We start from the raw sequence: 24,926 nt of genomic DNA on the forward strand, positions 1-24,926 counted from the left end.
GGTCTTTCCGCAACCGCCCGTCACATCGTAGGTGAGCACCCTCATAGCGACAAATCGCGATTTCGAATTTGAATTATTCGAGAACCCGATGATCGAAAGCGCGGTTGCCGCGCGGCGACGGCCGTCCCCACTCGCCATCCTCCTCGTTCCGCGTGAGCGCGGCCGCGTCTCGCCACTGCACTTGGATCCCTCGTTCGGCGGAGCGCCGCGCGAATTCGCCGATGTACTCGCGGATGTCGGCGTCGAGCGTGTCGGCACGCGAAGCGTCGACCACGAGCGTCGAGCCGTCCGGGAGCGCGCCGAGTCTGTCCTTCAGGCCCGCCTTGATGAAGCACGAAGGGTCCTTGCGAAACCGCAGGACGAACTGGCCCGCTCGCGTCTCGATGAGGAATGCCTGCTTGAGCGTGGACCGAAGCGCAAGGACGGCACTGCAGGCCACCCCGATGGCGACACCGATCAGCAAGTCGGTGGCCATCACGCCGGCGATGGTGGCGATGAACGGCACGAATCGATCCACGCCGCTCTTGGCCGTCTCGACCCAGACCGAAGGCTTGGCCAGCTTGGCACCGGTCGCGATCAGGATCGCGGCGAGACATGCGAGCGGAATCAAGTTCAGAACCGAAGTCAATGCGAACAGGCTGGCGAGAAGCAGCACGCCGTGAACGAATGCCGACGCCCGGGTTTCGGCGCCCGCATGCAGATTGGCCGTGCTGCGGACGATGACCGCAGTGATCGGCAGCGCGCCGAGCATGCCCGCCAGCATATTGCCGACGCCCTGCGCGCGCAGCTCGCGGTCCTGCGACGCAGAGCGCCGCTTGGGATCCATCTGCTCGATCGCCTCGAGGCTTAGCAACGTCTCCACGCTCGCCACGATCGCGAGCGTGCCCGCGAGTCGCCATACCTCGACACTCGTCAACGCCGAGAAATCCGGCAATGTGACCCATTGCGCCAAGGCCGCCAAGGAATCGATCGGCGCGAGATTCACGCGCTGGTCGGCAGGCAGCGCAATTTGCGGCAACCACGCGTCGATTGCCACCGTGGCGAAGATGCCGAGCACAACGACGGCGAGGGGCGCCGGGACCGAACGGAGCAGCGCGCTGCGGCGGACCCACTTGGTGTCCCATGCCCACAGCGCGGCGAACGAGAAAAGCGCCAGCGCGCACGCGACGAGCGACACCGAGCCGAATGGGGTATCCAGCCGTGCATCGGTGCCGCCGCCCATGGGATTCGCATCGGCGTCGAACCAGCCAAGCGCGACGGGGAACTGCTTGACGATCAACAGCAGGCCGATGGCTGCGAGCATACCCTTGATCACCGTCGACGGGATGCAAGACGCGAAACGGCCCAATCCCAATGCGCCGAAACAGAATTGCGCCACGCCGGCCACGAAAACAGCGCTCAAGAAGGCGGAAAAACCGCCGACATTGGCAAGACCTTCGACCACGATCGCGATCAAGCCGGCGGCCGGCCCGCTGACACTCAGACGGGATCCGCTCAGCAGTGCGACAACGAGGCCGCCGATCACGCCTGCCAGAAGACCGGCGACGGCGTTGACGCCCGATGCCTGCGCGATACCGAGGCAAAGAGGCAACGCAACGAGAAATACCGCGACGCCCGCGCAGCAATCGCGCGGCAGCGTCGCCATGAACTTGGCATTCGTCATCGTATCAACCCGGGAAAGCGATCAGATCGTCCACACGGACGTCGTCTCGCGATGATCATTGGCGGCCGGCCTTTGGGCATTGATGCCGAGCGACGAATCGCCGGACGATGCGAGCCTGCGGATGAACCCGCTCCGGATGTCGAAGATCCAGGCGTGCACGCGGGGCCGCGATACGGCGTCGCGCACGAGCGGCATCTGGTTGAGCGTCCTCGCCTGTTCGACGGTACTCAGTTCGGCCAACCAGTTCGCCCGCTCCTCGATGCCTGGAATGGCCGCAAGCACCTCTCGCTCCCGCCGAACGAGCTCACGCAGCGCGCCAATCCGCCGCTCGACGTGCGGCATCCCGCCGGTCGTTCCTTCGAGCGCGGCTCGGACACCGCCGCAGCCATAATGCCCGCAAACGACGATATCGCTGACCTCGAGGACGCGGACGGCGTACTCGAGCACGCTCATCGAATTGTCATCGTGAGGCAGAAACAGATTCGCCACGTTGCGGTGCACGAAAAGGTCGCCCGGCGCCGCGCCAGTCACGATCTCCGCGGGCACCCGGCTGTCCGAACAGCCGATCCAGAGAATCGCGGGCCGCTGCCCTTGCCGCATACGGCCGAAGAGTGCGGGGTCGCGACGAGCCGTCTCGTGCGCCCATACCCTGTTTCGCGAAAGCATTTGCTCAGCAAAGTCCATATTTATCCCTTACCGAAGAGGCTTACGTTTGCGATGAAATGCGAGCGGCTGGCCCCGTGACGGGGCTGCCGAGCGCGCTTCTATGAACCGAAAAAGGGTTCGCAGAAAAAGGCGGGACCCTGGCAGGCTGGCGCCGCATGCAAGTCCCGCGCTGGCGAACCCGACGCCTCGGCCCCCGCTGCCGGCGACGGCCCCTTCGCATCTGCGACGAGCGCCTCGTCGGCCCGTTCGGCCGCTTGCGGAGCGTAGATCCGCGATACGTCCGGGTACGACGTGTTCGTGATGTATCGCAAGCCGTTGCGTTGGGCTTCGATGAGCTCCTCGTAGACCTGAGCGCGCGTTTTCCCCGTTATGCTCTCCGAGTACGCGGGTGCAGCCACGGCTGCCGCGAGAAGCGCTGCAATGAGTAGTCGGGTTTTCATATTCACTCCTTTATCAGGGACATCGCGATTGCGACGTCGATGGGAGCAATTGTCTCGATTCGGTGGATCGTCGACATGACGAGAAGATGACGTTTCTCGCATGAAATTCTCGTCATTTTTCACAATTCGAGATGCACGTCTTTTCGCGACGCTCAACGCGAATTTTCTGAATTGCCCGCGGCACGCCCGTCGGGCGCTTCGATCCTGCGTCGCTTCGAATTTTTTGTGACATTCGCCCGGAACTATTGAGATAAATCGATGTCCCTGCTTTCTTCTATTTCAGTTACGTTATATCGAGCAACTGCCCCCAATAAAGATATTGAAGGAATTGAGGGAAAACCGAAATGAAAATCCTGATAGTCGAGGATGAAGGGAAGACGAGAACGTATCTCGGACAGGGACTGACCGAGGCAGGATTCGTATGTGATTGCGTGGCGGACGGCGTCACCGGGCTCCATCAGTTGCAAACCGAGGAGTACGACCTCGCGATTCTCGACATCATGTTGCCGGGCAAGGACGGCTGGAGCATCGTGCAGGAATTGCGCAAGACGCATCGTACGCCCGTGCTGTTCCTATCGGCACGCGACGACGTCGACGATCGCGTGAAAGGCTTCGACGTGGGCGGCGACGACTATCTGGCCAAACCGTTCGATTTCGTCGAGTTGCTGGCTCGAGTGCGTTCGCTTTTGCGCCGCGGCCAGGCCCGCGAAGAGTCCGTGCTCAGCGTGGGCGACCTCGAGCTTGACCTCGTTCGGCGCAAGGCGAGGCGCCAGGGCAATACCATTCTGCTCACCGCCAAGGAGTTCTCCCTGCTCTGGCTCTTGATGCGGCGCGAGGGCGAGATCCTGTCCCGTTCGCTGATCGCCTCGCAGGTATGGGACATCAATTTCAGCAGCGACACGAACATCGTCGACGCCGCCATTCGCCGAGTCCGCGCGAAGGTGGACGATCCCTTCGTGCCGAAGCTGATTCACACCGTTCGCGGCATGGGCTACGTCCTCGAGAAGCGCGAGCGCGCGCCGTCGCAATGAGGTGGCGGTGGCCGAATACGATGCGGGCACGGCTCGCCGTGCTGTTCGCGCTGTCCACCTCGATCATCCTCGCTGTAAGCGGAACCTTGCTTTATAGGGCGCTCGTCACATCCACGGCCCACTCGCTGGCGCACGAGATGCAGGCAAGCGTTCGCAGCACGACCGCGCACGTCAACGCGGCCCGGGATTGGGCCGAGTTGCGAAGCGGCGGCGTGACCGCGCATGCCGCGCCCGATGACCACGAGAATCTCGATTTCGCGATACTCGACGGTAAGGGCAATGTCGTCGTCAAAAGCGACGGCTTCAGCGGCGTTGGCGAGATCGGTCGAGTACGCGCCGGCGCGACGCCCACCTGGATCGACGATCCGCGTCGGGCGGTGCGGTACCTCGTCGCCACCGCGCACCTCGACGACGAGGTTTCGAGCGAGGCGCGCATCGTCGTCCAGGGCAACTATCGCAGCACGCGCGCGTTCCTGCGCCTTTGCGCCATTTGCATCGCCTTGGCGACGTTCTGTGGCGCCGTCGTAGCGGCAGTGGTGGCGCACAGGATCGCGGCGTTCGCGCTGCAGCCGCTCGCCGAGCTTGCGGCATGCGCCGACGAGATTTCAACGAGCCGGCTCGCGCATCCACTGTCGGATCGATTCATGACCGGAGAGCTGCGCGAACTGAGCCTGGCCTTCAACCGAATGCTCGCTCGCCTCGGCGAATCGTTCACACGTCTTACGCAGTTTTCCTCCGATCTTGCCCACGATATCCGCACGCCGCTCACGAATCTGCTCGCGCAAGCGCAGGTTGCGCTCGTGCAGCCTCGATCGAACGAGCAATATCGCGCGATCATCGAATCGAGCATTGAAGAGTTGCAGCGCCTCTCGCGCATGGTCGACGACATGCTGTTCCTGGCTCGCATCGACGCCCGTCAACGCACAGCGCGGCTGCGGCGCATCGACGGCGCGCGCGAAGCGTTGCGGGTCGCGCGCTATTACGAATCGATCGCCGAGGATCGGGATATCGCGATCAGCGTCGAAGGGCAGTGCATTTTCAATGGCGAGCCGCTACTCGTGCAGCGCGCCATCGGCAATCTCCTCTCGAATGCGTGCGTGCACGCGCCGGCCGGCTCGACCGTGACGATCGAATGCGCCAACCGCGGCGACTTCGCCGTCATCCGCGTAGTCGATACAGGGCCCGGCATCGCCGCCGTGCATTTGACGCGCATCTTCGATCGCTTTTACCGCGCCGATCCGGCGCGCCAGAATTCGGCCTCGGGCACGGGCCTGGGACTTGCGATCGTCAAGTCGATCATGGACGAGCACGGTGGGGAATGCGAGGTGACGAGCGTGCCGGGCGTGCAAACGGCGTTCTCTCTGCGCTTTCCCCGCAACGGCCGGGTGGTGCCGGAGGATCGGCTGCCGGCGCGTGAAGCGCCGCGGTGATACACTCGCCTCGCCCGCCGCCTCGCGGCCGCGCTCCAAGATCGAATCGTTTCCCTCAGGAGGCTTCCGATGGCTGATTTCAGAATCTGGTCCGACGACTTCCCGAACAACGGCTTCATGCCGAAAGCGCAGGAATGTGCCGACAAGCTGTTCGGCGTGGATGGCAGCGGTGGCAACGCGTCGCCCGCGCTGCAATGGGAAGCGCCCCCCGAGGACGCGAAGAGCCTGGCGCTCACGGTCTACGATCCCGACGCGCCGACAGGCAGCGGCTTCTGGCATTGGGTCGTCGTCAACCTATCCCCGCAATTGCGCTCGCTGCCGCAAGGCGCCGGCAAGGCCGACGGCTCGCTCTTGCCGGCCGGCGCGATACAGGTCCGCAACGACTACGGCACGCCCGGCTTCGGCGGCGCCGCGCCGCCCCGCGGCGACAAGCCGCACCGCTATATCTTCCGGGTGCACGCGCTGAAGGCGGAACATCTGCCGATCACGCCCGACACGACGAACGCGGTCGCGCGCTTCATGATCCACCTCAACGAAATCGACTCGGCGACATACACCGGCCTATACGAGCTGAAGTGACACGTATTGCGCAAGCGTCATCGGCCCCACCGACGATGGAACCCGAAGAGGGCCTTCCCCTCCCCCAACGCTACTGGGCCATCGTCGTCATCGCGCTCGGCATCACGCTCGCCGTGCTCGATAGCGCCATCGCCAACGTTGCGCTGCCGACTATCGCGCGCCAACTGCGCGCGAGCGCTTCCGCATCCGTCTGGGTCGTCAACGCTTACCAACTGTCGATCACGATCTCGCTGTTGCCGCTCGCGTCGCTCGGGGATCGCATCGGCTACCGACGTGTCTACACGGCGGGAGTGATTGTCTTTACGATCGCGTCGCTCGGCTGCTCGCTCTCGACGTCGCTCGCCGCGCTCGCCGCGACTCGCGTCGTGCAGGGCTTCGGCGCGGCCGGCATCATGAGCGTCAATACTGCGCTCGTACGCGCGATCTACCCGCGCAACATGCTCGGGCGCGGGGTCGCGATCAACGCGATGGTCGTCGCCGTGTCGTCCGCGGTCGGGCCGACCGTCGCTTCCGCCGTCCTCTCGGTCGCTTCGTGGCCATGGCTTTTCGCCATCAACGTCCCGATCGGCATCGTCGCCGCCGCGATCTCCGTGAAGGCGCTGCCGCGCAACATCGGCCACGACACGCCGTACGACTACATCAGCGCGGTCATGAACGCGTTCGTGTTCGGCCTGCTCATCGTGACGATCGACGGTCTCGGCCACGGCGAAGCGCATCGCTGGACGGCCGCACAGTTCATCGCGATCGTCGTCGTGGGATATTTTTTCGTGCGTCGCCAGTTGAGCCAAAAGGCGCCGCTGCTGCCCGTGGATCTGCTGAAGATTCCGGTTTTCGCGCTCTCGGTCGCGACCTCGGTCTGCTCGTTCACCGCGCAAATGCTGGCGTTCGTCTCGCTGCCGTTCCTGTTCCAGAACACGCTCGGACTCAGCCAGGTCGAGACCGGTCTGTTGATCACGCCCTGGCCGTGCGCGATCGTCTTCGCCGCGCCTATCGCCGGCACACTTTCCGATCGCTTCTCCGCCGGAATACTTGGCGGCATCGGGCTCGTCGTCCTCACGATCGGCCTCGTGCTGCTCGCCACGCTCGGCCCGCATCCGAGCGCCTTCGACATCTCATGGCGCATGGCGGTATGCGGCGTAGGGTTCGGCACGTTTCAGTCGCCCAACAATCGGCAAATGCTGTCCTCGGCGCCGCGCGAGCGCAGCGGCGGCGCAAGCGGCATGCTCGGCACCGCCCGTCTGACCGGACAAACACTCGGCGCGGCGCTCGTCGCGCTCATCTTCGGCATTGCGCCGACCGCTGGTCCGACGATCTCGCTCCAGCTCGCCGCCGCCTTCTCAGCCTTGGCATCGGGCGTCAGCCTCATGCGCTTGAGGCAGCCGCGGCGCGCGGCGGCCTGAGCGACGATCCCCCGCGCGCACCCCAGTCGCGGCAACGCCCGGGGCGCGCGCCGGCCCGCCCGATCGATTGCCGCCGCTGGCTTATTCGCTGGCTCCCGCTTCGATGACTTTCAGGCGGTTGTGGACCGATTGAACGCCGGAGATGCCTTGCACGATCTCCTGCGCGCGTTGCTTGTCGGCCTCGCGCGGCACCGAGCCCGTCAGCGAGACGACGCCATGGCGCGTCTTCACATGGACGCGCGAAGCGTGGACGTCCTTCGCGCCGATGAGTTCCGCCTTGGCCTTCGCCGTAATCGCGCCGTCACCGATGTGCTGACCGAGCGACTCCGATGAGGCCGACGTTCCGTTCGAGGCTGAATCCGTCCGTTGGGATGATGCGCCGCCCATCGTCTGCGCGCTCGCGCCGACGGCAAAGAGGACGGAGGCGACGATGGACGCGATTTTCAGTGACTGAAGCGCTTTCACAGTGACTCCTGCTCAATGATTGAAAAGACTTCGGGCCCGGCGATCCGCGCGCAACTGGCTGCGCGCGCCGTCGTACCCTCCTTTCAATCGCGCAAGCCTCATGCCGAAAATGGCCGCCGCGGCGATGCGAGCGCCGCGCGTTTTCGACGCAACTGGGGGATTCCATAGCGAACGCGGCGCGTTTTTTGCACGGCGGATGTAAAAGCTGCTGAGCAAATGCCTCATTGCCGGCGCCCGTAGCGCAATGAGCGCATGAAGCGCTGCATGGTATGTCCGTTGCTTGAGTGGGAGGACCCATTCGCGAGGACATCGATATGCCGCCTACTCTCGAACTGCGCAGCAAACAACACGTCGCGCTGACCCCGCGCCTGCAACAATCCGTACGGCTGCTGCAATTGTCGTCGCTGGAGTTTCAGCGCGAACTGCGTCAGGCACTCGATAGCAATCCGTTCCTCGAATACGACGAGCCGCAAAGCGAAGAGACAGAGCCGCCAACGAACGGCGTGCTTCCCGCTCACGGCGCCGATGAAACGCCCGTCGTCAGCGATACGCCCGCGCCGACCGAGGCAGTCGACGGCTTCGATGGGCTGGCGGGCGCCGAGACGGCGGCCGCGGCGCCGGTCGATGAAGCGGCCGGCGAATTCGCGCAGGACTGGTCGATGCGCGCGGCCTCGCGCCATAACAGCGATGCCGACGACGTGGATCCCGGTGCTTGGGCGCGCGCTCAGCCGACCATGCACGAGCACCTGCACAACTTGCTTCATCTCTACCCGCTCAACGAGCGCGACCGTGCCGCGGCGCAAGTCGTGATCGAAGCATTGGATGACGACGGCTATCTGCGCGATTCGCTCGCGGATCTCGCCGAGGCCTTCGAAGCCGACCCGCCGTTGACCGAAGAAGAGCTGCGCGTCGCGCTGCGCCTCGTGCAAACGCTCGACAGGCCCGGTGTCGGAGCACGTTCGTTGTCTGAGTGTCTGAGCCTGGAGCTCGACGCGCTGCCGGAAGATACGCCGGGCCGCGCCGTCGCCCGCGAAATCGTGCAGCATCATCTCGAAAAGCTCGCGCGGCGCGAACATGCCGAGTTGCAAAAGCAGATCGGCTGCTCGGCGGAGGCGTTGCGCACGGCGTGCGCCCTCGTGCGCCGACTCGACCCGAAGCCGGGCGAATATTACGGACGCACCGATGACAACTATGTGATTCCCGACGTCATCGTGCGCAAGGTGAAGAACCGCTGGGTCGCGACGATCAATCCCGCGGTGCTTCCGCGCGCGCGGATTCATCGCGTCTACGCGGAGCTCTTCGCCCAATCCGGCGGCAACGGCACGCCGCTCGCGCAACAGTTGCAGGAAGCGCGTTGGCTGCTGCGCAATGCCGAGCAGCGCTTCACGACAATTCAGCGCGTGGCGCAATGCATCGTCTCGTACCAGAAAGCGTTTTTCGAGTACGGCGAAATCGCGCTGAAGCCGCTCGTGCTCAGCAAGCTGGCCGAAGAGCTCGGGCTGCACGAGTCGACGGTCTCACGGGCCTCGAGCAACAAGTACATGGCCACGCCGCGCGGCATCTTCGAGTTCCGCCACTTCTTCCCGCGCGAGCTCGCGACCGAGACGGGCGGCCGGTGCTCGGCCGCCGCGGTCCGCGCGCTGATCAAGGAGATGATCGAGCAGGAGGATCCGCGCAATCCGCTGTCCGACGTCACGCTCGCTCGCCTGCTCACGCAGGAGGGCATGATCGTCGCGCGCCGCACGGTGGCGAAGTACCGCAACCTGTTGAAGCTTCCGCCCGCTCAACTGCGCAAGCAGGGATAGCGTCTCCTCTCGGTATGCGCCCCCCCAAAAAGGGGCGCTGCCCAAGGAGCCTTCTTCTTCGGAAACCTTCGGAAAACCGGCTGCGAGCCGGCCACGATGTCAGGCCGCGAAATCGGCCAGCTTCACCGCCTTGCGGGTCACCGACGCGGCAGTGGCGACATGACGCAAGTCATCGAGGAAGGCATCTCGCCACGTCGACAGATCGCTCGCCCGCAAGCGCGCCATCATGTCCGAATGGCGCGCCTTGCGTTCGCTGAGCGGCATCGACAATGCACTGGCCAGCGCGTCGGCCATTTGCGAGAGGTCGAACGGATTGACGACGAGCGCGCCCGGCAACTGTTCCGCGGCACCGGCGAACTGAGACAATACGAGCACGCCTGGGTCTTCCGGATTCTGCGCCGCGACGTACTCCTTCGCGACGAGATTCATCCCGTCCCGCAATGGCGTCACATAGCCGACTTGCGAAAGCCTGAAGAGCGCCATCAGCACATTGCGCTCGTACTTGCGGTTCAGATACTGGATGGGCGTCCAATCGAGCTGAGCGAAACGCCCGTTGACGCGCCCCGCCTCGCCTTCGAGCGCCTGCCGGATACGCTGATAGGTCTGCACGTCCGAGCGGGTCGGCGGCGCTATCTGAACGAGCGACACTTTTCCCTGCCACTCGGGCGCATCGGTCAACAGCCGCTCGAACGCCTGAAAGCGCTCGACGAGCCCCTTCGAATAATCGAGCCTGTCGACGCTCATGATGATGCGCCGGCCTCGCGTCGCGTCACGCAGTTCAGCGACGGCCTTGCGATCGGAAAGCTGCTCGGCCGCTTTCGCGATTGCATCCGGATAGATCCCGATCGGATAGGTGCCGACTTTCAGCACGCGGCCGAACGCCTGCATCACCCCCTCTTCGGTCGAAACGCCAAAATGACCGCGCTCGATGTAATCGACGAACGATTGCCGGTCCGAGTGAGTCTGAAACCCGACGACGTCATAGCTGCACATCGCCTTGACGAGCTCTTCGTGCGGCGGCACGGTGCGCAGCACTTCTCCGACCGGAAACGGCGTATGGAGGAAAAAGCCGATCGAGTTCGTCACATTGAGATCGCGCAGCGCTCGGGCAAAAGGGAGCAGGTGATAATCGTGCACCCAGATCACGTCGTCGGGCTCGACGAGCGTGGAGAGCTGCTTGGCCAGCATGGCATTGACGCGCAGGTAGCCCGCGTACTCCCGTCGGTCGTACCGCGAGAGATCCGTGCGGTAGTGAAACGCGGGCCAGAGCGTCGCGTTCGAGAATCCTCGGTAGTACTGATCGTAGTCGCGCCTCGTGAGACCGACGGTGGCGTACGTGACGGTACCCTGCCGGTCGATCGACGGCGCACCGCCATGCCCCACGATTTCGCCGCTCCATCCAAACCAAAGCCCGCCGGTCTCCTTCAATGCATCCAGGACACCAATGGCAAGCCCGCCTGCGGCGGGCGATCCTTCTTGCGTCGGCGCGACGCGGTTGGACACGACGATAAGTCTGCTCATTGCGGCTTCACCTCTCGGGTTGCTGACTCGCATGGCGACGACTTTTCGCCGCTCGGTTGGTCGTGTGCAAGCCGCATGCCCCGATGCGCAACCGCAATGCGGCGCCGCCCCGCTCTGCGACCGAAGAGCGGAACAAGCCCACGCGCACCGACAGGTGAGCGCAAGGCGAGCGTGCAATAAGCTTCCGGCGTGCTCAGGCGTCCTGCTCGGCGCCTAGATCGCGCTGATAATCGAGCCCTTCAGGGCGCGCACCGCCTTGGTTGTAGGTCCCGTCGGGCGGCGCATTGGGCGCGACGCGGTTTTGCGCGGAAGGATCGTGCGGCGGCTGCGAAGGCGACGCGGCCGTCGTGTCCGCGTGCTTTGCTGCGCGCTTGGATGCGTGGCGCGGAGAGCGCCGCAACGCTGGATGTCTCATCGAATGCCTCCCTTCAGAAGGCGGGCCCGAATTGGGCGCATCGAATAGAAGTCTAGAACGCGGAAATCGGTTTCGCGCGGTAACAATTGCGTCAGATTTGTAACTCGTACAGAGGCCCCTTCCCGAATATGCCGCCTTCACTGCGGAACGTCTGGAGGATAGGGCGGCGGATCGCCGATCGGCGGCTGCGGGGGCCCTGGAGGCTCACGCTCGGGCTCGGGATGCGGGCCCGGCGGTTCCTTCGTCGGTGGAGGCCCGGGCGGGTCGGGCTCGGGCGTATGCGCGCGCAACGGCTCGCTCATGGATGCTGACATCGTGAACATTCCCCTTGGCGTGTCGCGCGTCACCGCGGCCAACGCTCGCCATCGGGGCACTGGTCGCGCGCGGCGGCAATTCCGCCGTTCGTTACCTTGACGATGCGAGCAATCGGTTTGCCCAGGTGCTCAGCAGCCGGTAGCGGCAGCGCCCCGAGCCTGCGAGCGATTCACTTTCCCGCCGCCGGCTCGCCCGCTTCCCCTGGCTCGCCGGCAGCATCGCCTTCGCCGGCCTGTGGCTTGCCCGCCTCGTCGCTGTATTCGACGAGCCGGTTATAGAGCGTCTTCAAGCTGATGCCGAGAATTTCGGCGGCGCGCGTTTTGACGCCGCCGCACTGCTCGAGCGTCGCGAGGATCAGCTGCCGGTCCGCGGCGGCGAGCGAGGTGCCGAACGGAATCGTCACCGCCGTACCGGTCGACGGCTTGGATAGCGAGATCTGCAGCGGTACGGCAGCCGTCGTGTTCGAATCGGCGCCCGCCATGATGTAGGCGCGCTGCACGTAGTTCTTGAGCTCGCGCACGTTGCCGGGCCATGGGTATGACAGCAGCATTTCCTTCGTCGCGGGCGGAAATTGCTTGCTCGTGCCGTGACGCTCGTTGAGCTCGGCGAGAAACGCCTCGGCGAGCAGCCAGACGTCGTTGCCGCGCTCGCGCAGCGGTGGCAGGCTGATCGGAAAGACGTTGAGCCGATGGTAGAGGTCGAGTCTGAGCTTGCCCTCGAGCACGGCTTGTTCGGGATCGCGGTTCGTTGCTGCGATGACACGCACGTCGGTCTCGATTTCCTTCGTCGTGCCGACGCGCATGAACATGCCGGTCTCGAGCACGCGCAGGAACTTGACCTGCAACTCGGCCGGCATCTCGGTGATCTCGTCGAGAAAGATCGTCCCGCCGTTCGCGCGCTCGAAATAGCCCTTGTGCTGACGGTCCGCGCCCGTGAACGAGCCGCGCTCGTGTCCGAACATTTCGGACTCGATGAGATTCGGCGAGATGGCGCCGCAGTTGACGGCGAGAAACGCGTGCTTGCGGCGCAGGCTCAACTCGTGAATCGTCTGCGCGGCGACCTCCTTGCCCGTCCCGGACTCTCCGACGAGCAGCACCGACGCCGCGGTCGGCGCGACGCGGCTCACCTGATCGTAGACCGACTGCATCGCCGGCGAGCTGCCGAGCATGAGCCCGAAGCGGCCCATGCGCCGCAGCTCGCCGCGCAGCGTGCCGATTTGCGCCTTCAAATCGCCCGCGCGCGGCAAACGATCGAGCACGGCCCGCACGCGCTGCATGTTGATCGGCTTCACGAGGTAGTCGGACGCACCCATCTTGAGCGCGGAGACGGCCGATTCGACCGTCGCGTGGCCGGTGATGACGACGATCTCGACGCCCGAGCGCGGATCGAGGTCTTCGAACAAATCGACGCCGCTGCCGTCCGGCAACTGCAAATCGGTGAAGACGACATCCGGCGTTTGCCGCACGAGCTGAATGCGGGCCTCGCGCAAGTCTCCGGCGATGGCCGTGGTGAGGCCGTCCTCCGCGATGATCGACACGAGCGCTTCGCGCGTGTCCGGGTCGTCGTCGACAATCAGCACATGTGGCATCGGGTTGGGTCGCGTATAAAAAGGTCAAGGAGATCGACACGCCGGCGACATGCGCCGGCGCTCGAAGCAGGTCATATTTTGCATCCGCTCGCCGCCCTGGAGGAGCCAGAGCATCGACGAGCGACGCCCATCGCTCAGCTGTGCGGGAAAAGCCAGGCGTCGCGCGTACCGCCCACTTGGGCGGCCCCGTCCGGCACCGGGCCGCCCGCCGGCGCCGACGCCGATGCGGGTGTGGACGGTGCCGCTTGCGTCACCGACGCCACCGCGCCGCCCTCGCCTTCCCAACGGCTCAATTCGCTAGCGAGCCGCGCTTGCGACGCGCGGTGCTTCTGTGACCAGCGCCACGCGATCACGCCCCCCACTGCGACGAGCGCGCCGAAGATGCCGATTCTGGGACGAGCCATCTGACCCCCTTCGCAATTGCCCGAAGTGTATGAAAGATACGGCCGAGCAGCCAGCACCGGCGTCCGGCTGCCGACTCTCATTCCGATCGATTCCGCGTCCGCGAGTTCCGTGCGGAACGGGAATGTGCCGCACGATTCATGCCATATCCGCCATGACGACTGGCGGGTGTACGATCCGTCATGCGTGGTTAAATAGGGGTTTGCAACCACCCTTTACGGATCGGCGACAACGGCGCAACCGCCGTGGCCGTCGCTCGCGGAAGATTGCGACACATGGCGTCGTCAAGCGACTTGGACACACCCGCGGCAGCCGACATGAGCGATGCCGCGCGGCGATTCGACAAAGCTCTCGCACGCGATTCGGCCGGGCTCGAATCGTACGGGATGCTTTACGGCTCGTCGCCCGCGATGCTCGAACTGTACGAGCAGGTCGAGCGCGTGGCCGCGACCGATGCAACCGTGCTGATCGTCGGCGAATCGGGCACGGGCAAGGAGCTGATCGCCCGCACGATCCACGATCGGGGCGCGCGGCGCGACGGCCCCTTCATCGCCGTCAATTGCGGCGCGATTCCCGACAACCTCATCGAGGCGGAGCTCTTCGGCCACGAGCGCGGCAGTTTCACGGGCGCCGTGCAGGGCCGCGCCGGCTATTTCGAAAATGCCAACGGCGGCACGCTCTTTCTCGATGAAATCACCGAAATGATGCCCGTGCGCCAGGTGAAGCTGCTGCGTGCGCTGGAAACCGGCTCGTTCTATCGCGTGGGCGGCAACGAGCTCCTGCACAGCGACGTCCGCGTGATCGCCGCCACGAACCGGGATCCGATGGTCGCGGTCAAGGAGAACGGGCTGCGCGAGGATCTGATGTACCGGCTCGCCGTCTTTCCGCTGCGCGTGCCGCCGCTGCGCGAACGCGAGGGCGACCGCGAGTTGCTCGCCCAGCACTTCCTTGCCGAGCTCAACGCGCAGGAAAACACGAACAAGTCGTTCAGCAAGCGTGCGCGCGAGACACTGCGCACCTACTCGTGGCCCGGCAATGTTCGCGAGCTGAAGAACAGCGTCTATCGGGCATTCATCCTTGCCGAGAAGACGGTCGAGATCGAGCATCCGCGCCTGGCCGCCCGCTCGAAAAAGGCCGTCACGCAAGGCGATGCGATGAGCATCTGGGTCGGCACGCCGCTCGCCGAGGCTCAGCGGCAGATCATCCTCGGCACGCTCAAGTATTGCGGCGGCGACAAGCGGCGCGCGGCGAAGGCGCTCGGAGTGAGCCTGAAAACGCTCTATAACCGGCTCGGCGCCTATGAGGACGAGGACGACAACCCGCCCGCGGGCGAAAGCTGACGCCCGCTCAGGCACCGTGCACCGCGGTCCGCCTTAAGACTCGACGTCCTCGAGACTGAAGATCTCGCTCTGGTCGTTATACGAGAAGATTTCGCCGTAGCGGCCCCAGTTGATGACGGCGTCGAGCGTTTCCTCTGCTGCACTGTCGGAGAGGAAGTCCTCGAGCTCCTGCTCGAAGCGCACGCGCGGCGCGCGATGGCCGGGGCGCTCGTTCAGCACTTTCTTGATCCGCGCGGCAAGCGGCACGTGCCGCAGCAAATGCTCGGCGAACATCATCTTGCGCTCCTGGGTGCCGAATTCGGCGAACACGCGCGCGGGCGGCGTCAGGAAAATGTCGCCCTCGCGCACGTCGGTGAAACCGAGATGCTGCAGCACTTCGGCGATCGGAAAGAGATCGTCGACCTCGAGATGCAGCGAGCGGGCGATTTCCGGCATGTCGGCGCGGCCATGATAGGGCGGCGCGGCAAGCGTCTCGATGAGACCGGCCATGAGGTTCGTCGAGACGCTCGGCAGCCAGCTGCCGAGCTCGAGCCCCTTTTTCGTCGCCTCGTCCGTGCGACGCGCCGTCATTTTCGCGTAGATGTCGTCGACGAGACGCTTGAAGGCCGGGTCGAGCCGGTTGCGCGGATGCGCGAACGGCACCTTGATCTCGGCGATCACGCGCCCGGGGTTCGATGAAAGCACGAGAATCCGGTCGCACATGAACACCGCTTCCTCGATGTTGTGCGTGACGATCAGCACCGACTTGATCGGCATGCGTCGCTGCGTCCAGAGATCGAGCAAGTCGGTCCGCAGCGTTTCGGCGGTGAGCACGTCGAGCGCCGAGAACGGCTCGTCCATCAGCAGGAGCGTCGGATCGACGACGAGCGCGCGCGCAAAGCCGACGCGCTGGCGCATGCCGCCCGACATTTCGCGCGGATAAGCGTTCTCGAAGCCGTCGAGGCCGATCAGGTCGATCGCGGCGAGCGCGCGCTCGCGTCGCTCGCGTGCCCCAACGCCTTGCGCCTCGAGTCCTGCCTCGACGTTCTGCAGCACCGTCAGCCAGGGAAAGAGCGCGAACGTCTGGAACACCATCGCGACGCCCTCCGCGGGACCCGAAAGCGGCTTGCCGAGATAGTCGACCTGGCCGTCCGTTGGCTTGATCAGCCCGGCGATGATGCGCAAAAGCGTGGACTTGCCCGAGCCCGAGCGTCCGAGCAAGCCAACGATTTCGCCTTCGCGCAGCGAGAGGTTGACGTCGTCGAGCACGAGCAGCTCGCCTTGCGCTTTCGAAAAGCCGCGGCGCACACCGCGCACGTTGAGCACTTCCTCGCCGAGACGGGGTGCGGCGCCGGCGCCGGCGCCGACCGATGCGGGAGAGGCGGACGACGCCGGGCTCAGTTCAGCTTTGGGATTTTGCATTGCGCTTCACTCTCGAATGGACCTATCGGGCGTTCTTTCGCATCAGTCGAGCCGGAGCTTCGATTCCGCGTAAGCATAAAGCGGCCGCCACACGCTTCGGTTGAATAATGTGACGAACAGCGACATCACGGCGATGCCGAGGATGATCTTCGGAAAGTCTCCCGCAGCGGTGGTTTCGGCGATATAGGCGCCGAGCCCGTGCGCGGTGACGTGCGTATCGCCCCACTGGACTGCCTCCGAGACGATGCTCGCGTTCCAGGCGCCGCCCGAAGCCGTGAGCGCGCCCGTCACATAGTAGGGAAAGATGCCCGGCAGCATGCATTGGCGCCACCATTGCCAGCCGCGAATGCGAAAGTTCGTGGCGGCCTCGCGGTAGTCGTTCGGATAGGCCGTCGCCCCCGCGACCACGTTGAAGAGGATATACCACTGCGTTCCGAGCACGATGAGCGGCGAGAGCCAGATGTCCGGATTCAGATGAAAGCGGACGATCACGATCACAAAAACCGGAAACAGCAGATTGGCGGGGAACGCGGCGAGGAACTGCGCGAGCGGCTGAACCTTTTCGGCAACGGCGGGCCGCAGTCCGATCAGCACGCCGAGCGGAACCCAGATCAGCGATGAAATGACGATCAGCACGGCGACGCGCAGCAGCGTGAAGACGCCGAGCAGAAAGACATGCCCGACTTCCGAGCCCGTCACGCCCGTGCTGACGTAGGCCACGACGCGCCAGACCACGTAGATCGTTGCCGCGATCAGGATCAGTGCCCAGACGACATCGCCCGCCAGCGACGACGCGCGCTTCGCCACGGCGGGCTGCCCGAGCCGCAGGCCTTGCGGAAGCGAAACGCGCAGCGGCACACGCGCGAGCTTCGAGAAGATCCACCCGGCCGGCACGAGCAGCTGATGAATGAGCCGCGTCCGGCGCACGAGGTCGAGCAGCCACGATTCCGGCGCATCGCCCGAGCTCGTCGTTTCCATCCGGAACTTGTCGGCCCAGGCGACGAGCGGCCGGAACATGAGCTGATCGTAGGCCAGAATGACGACCGTCATGGCGACGATGACCCAGCCGATGGCGCCCATGTTGCGCTCGGCGATCGCCTGCGACAGGTATGCGCCGATGCCGGGCAGCGTGATCGTGTTGTTGCCGACCGTGATGGCCTCCGATGCGACGACGAAGAACCAGCCGCCCGACATCGACATCATCATGTTCCAGATGAGCCCCGGCATCGAGAACGGGACTTCGAGCTTCCAGAAGCGCTGCCAGGCGGTCAGGTGAAAGCCGCGCGAGACCTCGTCGAGATCGCGCGGCACCGTGCGCAGCGACTGGTAGAAGCTGAACGTCATGTTCCAGGCCTGACTCGTGAAGATCGCGAAGACGGCCGCGAGCTCGGCACCGAGCACCTGCTTCGGAAAAAGCGCGAGGAAAAACGTTACGGTGAACGAGATGTATCCGAGCACCGGCACCGATTGCAGAATGTCGAGGATCGGGATCAACACCATGCCCGCGCGCCGGCTCTTCGCGGCGAGCGTGCCGTACACCAGCGTGAAGACGAGCGAGGCCACCATCGCGGCAAGCATGCGCAGCGTCGTGCGCAGCGCGTACTCGGGCAGATTGGCCGGGTCGAGCGAGATCACCTGCGTCTTGAGCGTGGAGATCGGCGCCATCGTCTGGTGAAAGCCGATGGCCGTCATCGCTATCAGGCAGATGATGAGGGGAAACGCGACGAAGTCCCAGCGGTTGGGCAACAGCCGCCAGGCCGACGCGTTCGCCGTGCGGTTCGGATCGAAACTGAAGTCCATCAGCGTGCCTCCCGCTCACAATGGAACGTCTTTGGGGTCACCGGGGCCGCCCCGGCTGCGGCCGCGTGATGGGATGCGGGCAAATAGCGTGCGACGTGCGCGGCACGCGAAACGTCTGGGCGGACCGAATGGCGGAATAAGAGCATGACGGAGCGAATGGATGCAGTGATTCGTTGGCTGCGGATCGATGACTGCCCAGCGGTTCGATCTCTTTTTTGACGGCACGACACTACTACAACCTTTGTGACAGGCACAACCGCAAGACGGCCCACGCGCCAGCCGACGACGGCCGGCCGGGCTGGCGGAAAATGCCGTTGCGCCGATACAACGGCGAAATTATGCCGGGAACGACGCTTTCGGAAAACCCACGCCGCCGCGGCAACGCGCAGCGCGCCGGAAAGAGCGGGTATCATCGGCGTTTTGATGGCGTCGAGCCGCGGACTACCTGGAGGTGCGCATGAAGGGCAATCTGGTCATCGTTTGTCGCGACCAGGACGCGGAAGCGTTCGATCAGTTGATGGCCGAGTACGGCGCGTATCAGGTCAAGCTCTCTTCCACGGCGTGGTACCTGAAACTCGACACCGCGCCCGAGAACGTGCAGGAAGACATTCTGGCAAGGCTCGGCAAGTACACGACGCACTACATCTTCGGCGCCGACAGCGTGACCTATAACACCGTCGACAACGAAGCGGCCTCCTCGCTCGACGCCCTCTTCTCCTAGCGAGTCCGGCGCGAGCCGAAGCCGGCGTCTACCAGGCCGCCTCCGATTGGGCCGTGACGCTCGCCAGCGTGTCGCGCGGGAACGTCATGACGATGCGCAGGCCGCCGCTTTCGGCGTTGCCGATCTCCCAGCCGCCGCCGAGCCGGCGCACGAGCCGCTCGACGATGGCGAGGCCGAGCCCGCTGTGCCCGTTGCCGCCGCGGGCCGGGTCGAGCCGCACGAAGGGGCGGCTCGCCTGAATCAAATCCTGCGGCGCGATGCCCTGGCCATGGTCGCTGACCGAGAGGAGCCAGCCATCGGCCGTGCGCGCCGTCCTGACGACGACGGGCGGTGCGCCGTACGCGTGCGCATTGTCGAGCAGATTCGAAAGGATGCGATCGAGCGTCGCGGTAGGCAGGCGAAAGCCGGCGCCGGCCGCGAGATCCGTCCGCACGGTCGGCGTGCCGGGCGCGACCGCGCGATAGCTGCGCGCGATGCGCTCGCAGTGATCGTCGACTTCGACCATCTCGCTGCTGTCCACGCCATCGTGCGCAAAAACAAGGAATTGGTCGACGATGTGCGTCATCGAGTCGACATCGCGCACGACGCCATCACGCAGCTTCGCGTCCTCCATCATTTCGGCCCTCAACCGCATGCGGGCGAGCGGCGTGCGCAAGTCGTGCGCGATGCCGGCGAGCATGACCGCGCGGTCCTTCTCGGTGCGAGAGACTTCGCGGACCATCTGATTGAAGCCATGCGTCAGATCGCGGACCTCACGCGGGCCTCGCTCGGGGAGCGGCGGCACGGGCTGGCCGCGGCCGAAACGCGCGACGCCTTGGGCGAGGTCCGTCAACGGCCGCTGCAGCCGCCACGCGACGAACAGCGCGCAGATGACGGCGATCGTCAGGATCGAGGTTAGCCAGACGAAGAGCCGATCGAGCGAGCGCGGCGGGTGCATCGGAATCATCGGCACGACGATCCAATGCGAGTCGGCCGCCTCGTGAACCCAAAGCATCGGCGGATGCCCCGGCGTCACGCGCACTTGCGAGCCGGGCGGCATCCGGTCGCTCAGGTCGCTGATGAACCGCGTGAGCGACTCAGACAGGTCGTTCTGAGCCGGTGGGGGCGGGACATCGGAGGCCGAGAGGCTGACGACGCGCACGCGAGGCGGCAATGGCGTGCTGCCCGCTCGGGCCACGTGCTCGCGGACGGCCTCGACCAGAAATACGGCCTCTTCGACGGCATAGCGCGATTGCGAGTGGTTCTTGTCCCACCGAAACATCAGGTAGCCGGCGAGATGCGAAGCCAGCAGCACCGCGACGACGAGCAGCGCGAGCCGCCCGAACAGCGAATCAATTGGCCGGCGCATTGGGCTCGCCGTTCGGCACGAAGACGTACCCGCGGCCGCGCACGGTCTGCACGAACCGCGGCGTCGACGGATCGGATTCGAGAATGCGGCGCAAGCGCCAGACTTGCACGTCGATGCCGCGATCGGTCCCGTCGTACTCGGGGCCGTGCAGCAATTCGAGCAGTCGTTCGCGCGTGAGCGTGCGCATCGGGTGGTTGACGAAGATCTTGAGCAGCGCGAACTCGCTGCCCGAGAGCGTCAGCGGACGGCCGTCCATATTCAGCGTGCGCGTCTCGAAGTCGAGCACGAAGCGCCCGAACGAGAACGGCTCGCGCTGCTCCGGCGCGGCCGACGGCACGGTGCGACGGCGCCGCAGCACGGCCTGCACGCGCGCGAGCAGCTCGCGCGGGTTGAACGGCTTGCCGAGGTAGTCGTCCGCGCCGAGCTCGAGGCCGACGATGCGATCGACGTCGTCGGCGCGCGCCGTCAACATGATCACGGGAATGTCGTCGCCGGCCGCGCGCAGCTTGCGCAGCGCCGTCAATCCGTCGACGCCCGGCATCATCAGATCGAGCACGATGAGATCGGGACGCTCGCGCTCGAGCCGGCGCTCGAGGTTCGCGGCGTCGTGCAGCACCGACACTTCTATGCCCTGCCTGACGAGATAGTCGCGCAGCAGGTCGCGCAGTTCGGCGTCGTCGTCGACGATAAGGATTTGCGTGGTCATGCGCTGAAGTTTAGCGCGAGCCGCCTGCCGTACGGAAAGCCGCCACCTGACGAAAGGGTTACGGAACGTTACCGTCAAACCAGGGCGTAATGCCGCGTAATCGCCTCGACGGGTGGCGTAACACCACGTCGGCGGCCGATGACTAGCCTATCGACAACGAAGGCCGCGCCGCTTGTGCGCCTTCGCGTGAGCGACCTTTCTCATTCATAGATAGACAGGAGTTGTCGATGAACCCGATCTTCCGTACGACGGCACGCTACCTCGCCGTTGCATCCGCGGCGCTCGCCGTCACGTTCGGCGCCGCGTACGCGGCCGGCGACGGCATGTCGGCGGACGGTGCCGGCATGCATGGCTGGCAACGCGGCGGGATGATGCATCAGCTCGAAGCGCTGCACACCCAGTTGCACCTCACACCCGAGCAGGAGCAGAAGTGGCAGAGCGCCCTTGCGACGATGAAGCAGAACCATGAAGCGATGCACGCCAGCCACGAAAAAATGCGGCAGCAATTCAAGGCCGCCGAGCAGCAGCCGATTCTCGACCTCGATGCGCTTCACGCCGCCCATCAGCAGGCCGAGCAGCAGAATGCGCAGCTGCGCGAGCAGACGGAGACGGCATGGCTGGCGTTTTACGATAGCCTCAACGACCAGCAGAAGACGACGGTCAGCACCGAGCTCAAGCGCCACTTCGCGCGTATGGAGGCCCGGCACGAGAAAATGCGCGAGGGCTGGGAGAAGCACCACGACGGCGCCGCGGCGAGCAGCCCCTCGACGAGTCAGTAAGCCGTCCGGCCCGGCCTCGCGCTCTCGTCCGCCGCGCACGGCACTCGCGTCCGGGCGACGCGAAGCGCGGGACGGGGCGCCTCGGTTTCCCCGCCGGCAACGCCGCGCGCCTTCGGGCCGCGGCGTTTTTTATTCAGCGTTTCCGATCCGGCGTTTCTCTTTCAGCGTCTTCCGCCGCGATTCCATTTGACCGCATGCCTGGCTGGCGCGCGGGTGGCTAAAAGTTCGCCGCGGTGGCGCGCCACTCGGCTTCGGGTAAAATACCGCGCTTTTCGGATGTCGAAACCACCGCGAGGCCCCGACGCCGGGCCGGACGCGCTCGAGATCCGGCTGTAACCGTAGGCCGCGCTCGCGGCGGGCCATTTTTGGCCGGCTAGAATTTTCGCGGCGCGCGCTACCCTCGCGCGCCGCCCAAGGACTACCACTCCAGACCATGTTTCTTGAAGGCTACGGCCCGCAGATCCTCGCCGGCACCTGGCAGACCGTCAAGCTCGCGATCCTTTCGCTCGCGCTCGCGTTCGTGCTGGGCCTCGTCGGCGCGGCGGCGAAGCTTGCGAAAAATCGCCTTGCACACGGCCTCGGCATGGCCTATACGACGCTCGTGCGCGGCGTGCCCGACCTCGTGCTGATGCTGCTGCTTTTCTACAGCATCCAGATTTGGCTCAACAACCTGACCGATCTGCTCGGCTGGGATCAGATCGACATCGATCCGTTCGTGGCCGGCGTCATCGTGCTCGGCTTCATCTACGGTGCCTATTTCACGGAAACGTTCCGGGGCGCCTTTCTGTCGGTGCCGCGCGGGCAGCTGGAAGCGGGCGCCGCCTTCGGCATGACGGGTTGGCAGACGTTCGCCCGCATCATGTTCCCGCAGATGATGCGCTTCGCGTTGCCCGGCATCGGCAACAACTGGCAGGTCATGGTGAAGGCGACGGCGCTCGTCTCGATCATCGGACTCGCCGACGTCGTCAAGGCATCGCAGGACGCGGGCAAGGGCACGCTGCGCTTTTTCTTCTTCACGCTGATCGCCGGCGCGGTCTATCTGGCGATCACGACGATTTCGAACCTCGTGCTGCTTTGGCTCGAAAAGCGCTATTCGATCGGCGTCCGCAAAGCCGAGCTATAGACCCCGCTCCCTACCCATGATCGAGCTCATCCACGACTACTGGCGCAACTACCTTTTCACGGACGGCTACCGCGCAACAGGACTCGTCGTCACGCTCTGGCTTCTCGTCGTCTCCATCAGCATCGGCTTTTGCCTGTCGGTGCCGCTCGCGGTCGCGCGCGTATCGAAAAACCGCGTGCTCGCCGGCGCCGTCTGGCTCTACACCTACATCTTTCGCGGCACGCCGCTCTACGTGCAGCTGCTGCTTTGCTACTCGGGCATCTACAGCCTCGAAGTCGTGCGCTCGCACGCGGTGCTCAACGACTTCTTCCGCGACGGCATGCATTGCACGCTGCTCGCCTTCACACTGAATACCTGCGCCTATACGACCGAGATCTTCGCGGGCGCGATCAAGGCGACCGCCTATGGCGAAATCGAAGCGGCGCGCGCGTACGGCATGTCACGCTTCACCGTCTACCGGCGCGTGATCCTGCCGTCGGCGCTGCGCCGCGCGCTGCCGCTCTACAGCAACGAAGTGATCCTCATGCTGCATGCGACGACGGTCGCGTTCACCGCGACGGTGCCCGACATTCTCAAGATCGCGCGCGACGCCAACTCGGCCACCTATATGTCGTTCCAGGCATTCGGCATTGCCGCGCTGCTCTATCTGGCGATCTCGTTCGCCCTCGTCGGGCTCTTCCGCCGCGCGGAGCGACGCTGGCTCGCTTTTCTGCGGCCGCAGGGCAAGTAACCAGGCAAGTAATCCGGACTCTCCCCGATGCAAAAGCTCTTCATCGACGAACTCCACAAGCACTACGGCGATCACGAGGTCCTCAAAGGCGTCTCGCTCAAGGCGAACGCCGGCGACGTGATCAGCGTCATCGGTTCGTCGGGCTCCGGCAAGAGCACGATGCTTCGCTGCATCAACTTTCTCGAGCAGCCGAGCGCGGGCCGCATTTTCCTCGACGGAGAAGAGGTCCGCACGAGCAAGGACAAGGCGGGCGCACTGCGCGTCGTCGACCAGAAGCAGCTTCAGCGCATGCGCACGAAGCTCGCGATGGTCTTCCAGCACTTCAATCTGTGGGCCCACATGACCGTGCTCGAAAACGTGATGGAGGCGCCCATTCATGTGCTCGGGCTCTCGCGCCGCGAGGCGGAGGAGCGCGCGCGAACGTACCTCGAAAAGGTGGGCCTGGCGCCGCGGCTCGAGAAGCAATACCCGTCGCATCTGTCGGGCGGGCAGCAGCAGCGCGTGGCGATCGCGCGCGCCCTCGCGATGCATCCCGACGTCATGCTCTTCGACGAGCCGACCTCGGCGCTCGATCCCGAGCTCGTCGGCGAAGTGCTGAAAGTGATGCAGAAGCTCGCCGAAGAAGGCCGCACGATGATCGTCGTCACGCATGAGATGGGCTTCGCGCGCAACGTTTCCAATCACGTCGTATTTTTGCACCAAGGGCGGATCGAGGAGCAAGGCGTTCCCGCGGAGGTATTCGGCAATACGCGCAGCGAACGGCTCAAGCAGTTTCTTTCGGGCAGTCTCAAATAGGCGCTTCGCCGGGATTGTCGTCGGCAATCCCACTCCACGGCGCGTTGCGGCCGGCTTCAGCAATGACAAAGGGCGCCTGCGGCGCCCTTTGTCATTTGCGTTTTCCGCTTTTCGTTCTTATGGTTTTCGCGATTACCGCCCCTTTGTGGTGCTGGAGCGCGCTTATAACGCCGTCTCGCCGGCCAGTCAATACCGGGATTCCTTGACTCAACGCCGAAAGCCCCGTAATCGCCTTATTCCACAAGGCTTGGCGCCCTCTTTCGGGAGGTGTTGCAGTGCAGCGGACCACAATAGTATTGCAATTTAGAGACAGGGTGCTAGCACGACTGCGATTTCTTTCGCCACGCAAGTGTATTTTTGCTAAATTAGTAACCAAAGTAGCAAAACGCAGTGCTGCAAATGTAGTTTTACTCCAAGCACGGAGACGCCGCGCTGCCATAACAGCGAACCGGAACGCTGACAA

At 64.8% G+C, this 24,926-nt stretch carries 24 protein-coding genes; 11 read left to right on the forward strand and 13 right to left on the reverse strand.

Features of this window, described 5'->3' with window-relative positions:
* Positions 1–73: 73 nt before the first annotated feature.
* The 3 genes from C9I57_RS17230 to C9I57_RS17240 form a co-directional block, all read right to left on the reverse strand.
* Positions 74–1,663, reverse strand: coding sequence for a SulP family inorganic anion transporter (locus C9I57_RS17230; RefSeq protein WP_107151861.1), 1,590 nt, complete (start codon positions 1,661–1,663; stop codon positions 74–76).
* 21 nt (positions 1,664–1,684) lie between these two features.
* The gene (locus C9I57_RS17235) at positions 1,685–2,347 is read right to left on the reverse strand and encodes a carbonic anhydrase (protein WP_107151862.1); all 663 of its coding nucleotides are present in this window, start codon (positions 2,345–2,347) and stop codon (positions 1,685–1,687) included.
* Between the two features lie 80 nt (positions 2,348–2,427).
* Complete coding sequence (locus C9I57_RS17240) at positions 2,428–2,769, reverse strand: DUF4148 domain-containing protein (protein WP_258187691.1); 342 nt, start codon at positions 2,767–2,769, stop codon at positions 2,428–2,430.
* 344 nt (positions 2,770–3,113) lie between these two features.
* Here C9I57_RS17240 and C9I57_RS17245 point away from each other — a divergent pair, with 344 nt between their 5' ends.
* The 4 genes from C9I57_RS17245 to C9I57_RS17260 all read left to right on the forward strand — a co-directional run bounded on the left by C9I57_RS17245 (position 3,114) and on the right by C9I57_RS17260 (position 7,209).
* Complete coding sequence (locus C9I57_RS17245; protein ID WP_107151863.1) at positions 3,114–3,800, forward strand: heavy metal response regulator transcription factor; 687 nt, start codon at positions 3,114–3,116, stop codon at positions 3,798–3,800.
* Positions 3,797–5,230 (forward strand): heavy metal sensor histidine kinase, encoded by a 1,434-nt coding sequence (locus C9I57_RS17250; RefSeq protein WP_107151864.1) that lies wholly within the window; start codon positions 3,797–3,799, stop codon positions 5,228–5,230. The genes C9I57_RS17245 and C9I57_RS17250 overlap by 4 nt, the downstream gene beginning before the upstream one ends.
* A 69-nt stretch (positions 5,231–5,299) precedes the next feature.
* A complete protein-coding gene (locus C9I57_RS17255; RefSeq protein ID WP_107151865.1) occupies positions 5,300–5,809 on the forward strand; it encodes a YbhB/YbcL family Raf kinase inhibitor-like protein in 510 nt (169 codons plus the stop codon).
* Between the two features lie 35 nt (positions 5,810–5,844).
* Positions 5,845–7,209, forward strand: a complete 1,365-nt coding sequence (locus C9I57_RS17260; protein ID WP_107151866.1) for an MFS transporter — start codon at positions 5,845–5,847, stop codon at positions 7,207–7,209.
* A gap of 81 nt (positions 7,210–7,290) precedes the next feature.
* Here C9I57_RS17260 and C9I57_RS17265 read toward each other — a convergent pair whose 3' ends face one another.
* On the reverse strand, positions 7,291–7,674 hold the full coding sequence (locus C9I57_RS17265; protein ID WP_107151867.1) for a BON domain-containing protein: 384 nt from the start codon (positions 7,672–7,674) through the stop codon (positions 7,291–7,293).
* Positions 7,675–7,988: 314 nt separating this feature from the next.
* On the opposite strand from C9I57_RS17265, the gene C9I57_RS17270 reads away from it, so the two are divergent.
* The gene (locus tag C9I57_RS17270; protein ID WP_107151868.1) at positions 7,989–9,479 is read left to right on the forward strand and encodes an RNA polymerase factor sigma-54; all 1,491 of its coding nucleotides are present in this window, start codon (positions 7,989–7,991) and stop codon (positions 9,477–9,479) included.
* Between the two features lie 99 nt (positions 9,480–9,578).
* Here C9I57_RS17270 and otsA read toward each other — a convergent pair whose 3' ends face one another.
* From otsA to C9I57_RS17295, 5 genes are all read right to left on the reverse strand, one after another.
* The gene (gene otsA / locus C9I57_RS17275; protein ID WP_107151869.1) at positions 9,579–11,000 is read right to left on the reverse strand and encodes an alpha,alpha-trehalose-phosphate synthase (UDP-forming); all 1,422 of its coding nucleotides are present in this window, start codon (positions 10,998–11,000) and stop codon (positions 9,579–9,581) included.
* Positions 11,001–11,193: 193 nt separating this feature from the next.
* The gene (locus tag C9I57_RS17280; RefSeq protein ID WP_107151870.1) at positions 11,194–11,415 is read right to left on the reverse strand and encodes a hypothetical protein; all 222 of its coding nucleotides are present in this window, start codon (positions 11,413–11,415) and stop codon (positions 11,194–11,196) included.
* A 137-nt stretch (positions 11,416–11,552) separates the two neighbouring features.
* Positions 11,553–11,729 carry a hypothetical protein gene (locus C9I57_RS17285; RefSeq protein ID WP_181321863.1) on the reverse strand — a complete coding sequence of 59 codons (177 nt, stop codon included), beginning with the start codon at positions 11,727–11,729 and terminating at the stop codon, positions 11,553–11,555.
* 170 nt (positions 11,730–11,899) lie between these two features.
* Complete coding sequence (locus C9I57_RS17290; RefSeq protein WP_107151872.1) at positions 11,900–13,318, reverse strand: sigma-54-dependent transcriptional regulator; 1,419 nt, start codon at positions 13,316–13,318, stop codon at positions 11,900–11,902.
* Positions 13,319–13,452: 134 nt separating this feature from the next.
* Entirely contained in the window at positions 13,453–13,722 is a 270-nt protein-coding gene (locus tag C9I57_RS17295; RefSeq protein WP_107152060.1) for a hypothetical protein, read from the reverse strand.
* A 273-nt stretch (positions 13,723–13,995) separates the two neighbouring features.
* Here C9I57_RS17295 and C9I57_RS17300 point away from each other — a divergent pair, with 273 nt between their 5' ends.
* Positions 13,996–15,060 carry a sigma-54 interaction domain-containing protein gene (locus tag C9I57_RS17300; protein ID WP_107151873.1) on the forward strand — a complete coding sequence of 355 codons (1,065 nt, stop codon included), beginning with the start codon at positions 13,996–13,998 and terminating at the stop codon, positions 15,058–15,060.
* Positions 15,061–15,093: 33 nt separating this feature from the next.
* On the opposite strand, the gene C9I57_RS17305 is transcribed toward C9I57_RS17300, so the two are convergent.
* Together C9I57_RS17305 and C9I57_RS17310 are read right to left on the reverse strand one after the other, a co-directional pair.
* Positions 15,094–16,461, reverse strand: a complete 1,368-nt coding sequence (locus C9I57_RS17305; protein WP_181321864.1) for an ABC transporter ATP-binding protein — start codon at positions 16,459–16,461, stop codon at positions 15,094–15,096.
* A gap of 42 nt (positions 16,462–16,503) precedes the next feature.
* Positions 16,504–18,261 carry an ABC transporter permease gene (locus C9I57_RS17310; RefSeq protein ID WP_107151874.1) on the reverse strand — a complete coding sequence of 586 codons (1,758 nt, stop codon included), beginning with the start codon at positions 18,259–18,261 and terminating at the stop codon, positions 16,504–16,506.
* A 457-nt stretch (positions 18,262–18,718) separates the two neighbouring features.
* Between C9I57_RS17310 and C9I57_RS17315 the strand changes: the two genes are divergently transcribed.
* Entirely contained in the window at positions 18,719–18,982 is a 264-nt protein-coding gene (locus C9I57_RS17315) for a hypothetical protein (protein ID WP_018443060.1), read from the forward strand.
* A gap of 28 nt (positions 18,983–19,010) precedes the next feature.
* Here C9I57_RS17315 and C9I57_RS17320 read toward each other — a convergent pair whose 3' ends face one another.
* The gene (locus C9I57_RS17320) at positions 19,011–20,330 is read right to left on the reverse strand and encodes an ATP-binding protein (protein ID WP_107151875.1); all 1,320 of its coding nucleotides are present in this window, start codon (positions 20,328–20,330) and stop codon (positions 19,011–19,013) included.
* Positions 20,314–21,036 (reverse strand): response regulator, encoded by a 723-nt coding sequence (locus tag C9I57_RS17325; RefSeq protein WP_107151876.1) that lies wholly within the window; start codon positions 21,034–21,036, stop codon positions 20,314–20,316. The genes C9I57_RS17320 and C9I57_RS17325 overlap by 17 nt, the downstream gene beginning before the upstream one ends.
* A 227-nt stretch (positions 21,037–21,263) precedes the next feature.
* On the opposite strand from C9I57_RS17325, the gene C9I57_RS17330 reads away from it, so the two are divergent.
* The 4 genes from C9I57_RS17330 to C9I57_RS17345 all read left to right on the forward strand — a co-directional run bounded on the left by C9I57_RS17330 (position 21,264) and on the right by C9I57_RS17345 (position 24,463).
* Complete coding sequence (locus C9I57_RS17330) at positions 21,264–21,815, forward strand: periplasmic heavy metal sensor (RefSeq protein ID WP_181321865.1); 552 nt, start codon at positions 21,264–21,266, stop codon at positions 21,813–21,815.
* A 433-nt stretch (positions 21,816–22,248) separates the two neighbouring features.
* On the forward strand, positions 22,249–22,938 hold the full coding sequence (locus C9I57_RS17335) for an ABC transporter permease (RefSeq protein ID WP_107151877.1): 690 nt from the start codon (positions 22,249–22,251) through the stop codon (positions 22,936–22,938).
* Between the two features lie 16 nt (positions 22,939–22,954).
* A complete protein-coding gene (locus C9I57_RS17340; protein ID WP_107151878.1) occupies positions 22,955–23,668 on the forward strand; it encodes an ABC transporter permease in 714 nt (237 codons plus the stop codon).
* Positions 23,669–23,695: 27 nt separating this feature from the next.
* Complete coding sequence (locus tag C9I57_RS17345; RefSeq protein WP_107151879.1) at positions 23,696–24,463, forward strand: ABC transporter ATP-binding protein; 768 nt, start codon at positions 23,696–23,698, stop codon at positions 24,461–24,463.
* The last annotated feature ends 463 nt before the right edge of the window (positions 24,464–24,926 follow it).

Origin of the sequence: Trinickia symbiotica (genome assembly GCF_003028655.1) — a bacterium.
Classification (GTDB): Bacteria; Pseudomonadota; Gammaproteobacteria; order Burkholderiales; family Burkholderiaceae; genus Trinickia; species Trinickia symbiotica_A.